We start from the raw sequence: 3204 nt of genomic DNA, 5'->3' as shown, positions 1-3204 counted from the left end.
TACGGTCAGCGTGCGCGGCGAGGTGCACCGGATCCTTCCCGGCGAGCCCTGCGTGGTGCCGCTCGCGGACCAGGGCCCCGACCTCGGCCCCTTCACCGGCCTCTCTGCCGGCACGCTGCCGCGCGAGGGCGACACGGGCGTGGTGCCCGAGCTGCTGCCCGAGGTGCCGGTGGTCACGACGTCGATCCCGACGCGCCCGCCGGGTACCGCGCGCTGAGGGGTGCCGGGCACTGCGCGACGGAGCGGGTGAACTCTTGAGAGCGCCCGCTTCGCACGTCCTACACTGAGGAGTGGACGGACTGCCGATCCGGCGGCCGTGGAGAGGAGACCCGAGTTGAGCGACCAGACCAGCCGCGATCAGATCAACATCGTCGCGATCAGCTGCTCGCCGTTCGGCGGCGGCAAGACGCGCACGGCCATCGAGGCGGTCCTCTCCGGAGCCGCTGCGGCCGGAGCGAGGACCACTCTCATCGAGCTCGGCGAGGATCCGGGCAGCCCGCCCGATTACGAGGCGGCGGTCGAGGCGATCCGCGCGGCCGACGGGATCGCCTTCGGGTCGCCGATGTATCGGGCGACGTACACTCAGCAGTTCAAGGCGCTGACCGAGGCGATCCCGCGGACTCCCGACGACGCGCCGCTCGCCGGGCGGGCAGTGACCACGGTCGCGACCGCGGGAAGCGACCACCACATGCTCGGCATGTCGGGTATGCGCGACATCCTGGTGGATTTCTTCGCCGCGCACCTTGTTTCGCCCGGATTGTTCGTGTCGCCCGCCGGTTTCGACGGGCCGGCGCTGCAGGCGCCGGTGCAGAAGCGCGCCGAGACCCTCGGCCTCGGACTCGTGGAGCTCGCGACGGCGATCCGTTCGTCGAGCGGCCTCGCACGGGCCACCCCGAACGCTTAGCGCGGGCGGCGGCTGAGCAGTCGGAAGGACGGAGAACGCATGACGAGCGTCGAACGGATCGCGATCGTCGCGGGCGCGCGGACGCCGGTCGGGAGCTTCGGCAAGGCCTTCCGCGAGACGCCGGCGCACGAGCTCGGAGCGGCGGCCGTGCGCGAAGCGCTGAGCCGGTCCGGAGTGTCGGGCGACGAGGTCGACGAGGTCGTCATGGGCAACGTCGGCCAAGTGGGTCACGACGCCTACAACGCGCGGCGCGTAGCGCTCGCCGCGGGGATGAGCACGAGCGTGCCCGCTCTGACGGTGAACCGGCTCTGCGGCTCGGGCCTGCAGGCGGTCTGGTCCGGCGCGCAGCAACTGCTCTGGGGCGGAGTCGACGTCGTCGTCGCCGGCGGCGACGAGAACATGACCCGGCTGCCCTTCTACGACTACGATGCGCGCTTCAACGATCGCCTCGGCGACCGCACACTGGTGGACGGCCTCGTCCGTTTGCTGACCGACCCGTTCACCGGCGTCCACATGGGCGAGACAGCGGAGAACGTGGCCGAGCGCTACGGCATCAGCCGGGAGGAGCAGGATCGCTTCGCCCTCGAGAGCCAGCGGCGCGCGGCGGCCCCCGAGGCTCGCGCGGTCTTCGCCGAGGAGATCGTGCCGGTCGAGACCGCAGGCCGACGCCCGGTGCGCGTCGAGGCCGACGAGCATCCGCGGGCGGAGACTACGCTCGAGGGGCTCGCCGAGCTGCGGCCGGTGTTCCGCCAGGGAGGAACGGTCACCGCGGGCAACGCATCGGGCATCAACGACGGTGCCGCGGCCATGGTGCTGATGCGCGAATCCGACGTGCGGGATCGGGGACTCACCGCGCTCGCGACGCTCGAAGCCGTCACCACCGCCGGCATCGAGCCGGAGATCATGGGCTATGCGCCGCGGATCGCGCTCGAGCGGCTGTTCGCGCAGACCGGACTCTCCCCGGCCGACATCGGGACCGCCGAGATGAACGAGGCCTTCGCCGCGCAGGCGCTCGCCGTCATCCGGGATGCCGGGCTCGATCCGGAGCGGACGAACCCCTACGGCGGCGCGATCGCGCTCGGGCATCCCGTCGGGGCGACCGGCGCGATCCTCACCCTGCGCGTCGCGATGGACCTGCAGCGCCGCGAGCTCGAGCACGGCGTCGTATCGATGTGCATCGGCGGGGGGCAGGCGTTGGCCGCACTGCTCCGTCGATGGGAGGATTGACGCGAGTGCTGTCAAAGGGCGAGGCGAGACTCGACATCGTAGAGCGAGGAGTTGATCGATGAAGATCCTGGTGCTGGTCAAAGAGGTGCCCGATACCTACGGCGATCGGAAGCTGAACCTGGAGACCGGACTCGCGGATCGTGGGGCGTCGGATCCCGTGCTCGACGAGATCGGAGAGCGTGCGGTCGAGGTGGCGCTGGCCCACGCCGACGCGCACGAGGGAACCGAGGTCGTCGCGGTCGGGATGGCTCCCGAGGGTGCGGCCACGACCATCCGGAAGGCGCTCGCGATGGGAGCGGGATCCGCCGTGCACATCGTCGACGAGGCCTTGCTCGGCGCCGACCTCGGTCTGACCGCACGGACGCTCGCCGCCGCGATCTCGCGCACCGGCTTCGACCTCGTGATCGCCGGGAACGCCTCGACCGACGGCTCGGGCGGAGCCATCCCTGCGATGGTGGCCGAGCTTCTTGCTGTGCCGCACCTCACCGGGCTCTCCGTCGTAGAGATCGGCGACGGATCCGTGGCCGGCCAGCGACCGGTCGACGGCGGCGTGCAGCGGGTCTCGTCGCCGCTGCCCGCGGTGGTGTCGATCACCGAGGCGCTGCCCGACGGCCGCTTCCCGAACTTCAAGGGCATCATGGCGGCGAAGAAGAAGCCGGTGGAGGTGCTCTCGCTGAGCGACCTGCAGGTCGATTCGGAGGACTGGTCGTCCGGCCTCTCGATCATGCTCTCGGTGGCCGAGCGCCCGCCGCGGGCCGCGGGCGTCAAGATCGTCGACGACGGCGATGCCGGCGAGCAGATCACCGGGTTCCTCGCCGAGAACCGACTGGTGTGAGGAGTGACGATGAGCGACTTCCCGAATGACGCGATCCTGGTGGTCCTCGAGGCCGCACCCGGTGGCGGGCTCGAATCCGCTGCGGCCGGGCTGATCGGCGCCGCTGCGCAGCTCGGACCGCCGATCGCGCTGGTGCTCTCCGAGGATCAGGCGCTCGCCGCCGCGGCCGTCTACGGTTTCGCGACCTCGTGGGACGAGATGATCGTCTCGCTCTTCATCACCGGGCCGCAGTACACCA

General features: G+C 71.1%; 4 protein-coding genes and 1 pseudogene. All 5 read left to right on the top strand.

The window, feature by feature from the left end; translation table 11 throughout:
• Window positions 1–217 (top strand): hypothetical protein (locus ACFPZL_RS11510; RefSeq protein WP_382335498.1); only part of this gene is annotated, 217 nt, incomplete at its 5' end.
• Window positions 218–334: 117 nt separating this feature from the next.
• Complete coding sequence (locus tag ACFPZL_RS11505; protein ID WP_218116335.1) at window positions 335–904, top strand: NADPH-dependent FMN reductase; 570 nt, start codon at window positions 335–337, stop codon at window positions 902–904.
• Window positions 905–943: 39 nt separating this feature from the next.
• Window positions 944–2131, top strand: a complete 1188-nt coding sequence (locus ACFPZL_RS11500; RefSeq protein ID WP_218116336.1) for a thiolase family protein — start codon at window positions 944–946, stop codon at window positions 2129–2131.
• Between the two features lie 58 nt (window positions 2132–2189).
• On the top strand, window positions 2190–2966 hold the full coding sequence (locus ACFPZL_RS11495; RefSeq protein WP_218116337.1) for an electron transfer flavoprotein subunit beta/FixA family protein: 777 nt from the start codon (window positions 2190–2192) through the stop codon (window positions 2964–2966).
• Window positions 2967–2975: 9 nt separating this feature from the next.
• Window positions 2976–3204 (top strand): annotated as a pseudogene (locus ACFPZL_RS11490) (hypothetical protein); the annotation flags it as partial.

This window comes from Leucobacter soli (assembly GCF_042659205.1).
GTDB classification, from domain to species: Bacteria; Actinomycetota; Actinomycetes; order Actinomycetales; family Microbacteriaceae; genus Leucobacter; species Leucobacter soli.
This window is presented reverse-complemented; position numbering and strand designations above follow the sequence as displayed.

What these genes read in the sequence shown, in the direction of transcription:
- ACFPZL_RS11500 (WP_218116336.1), top strand. Translation starts at nt 944, where the DNA reads ATGACGAGCGTCGAACGGATCGCGATCGTCGCGGGCGCGCGGACGCCG.
- ACFPZL_RS11495 (WP_218116337.1), top strand. Translation starts at nt 2,190, where the DNA reads ATGAAGATCCTGGTGCTGGTCAAAGAGGTGCCCGATACCTACGGCGAT.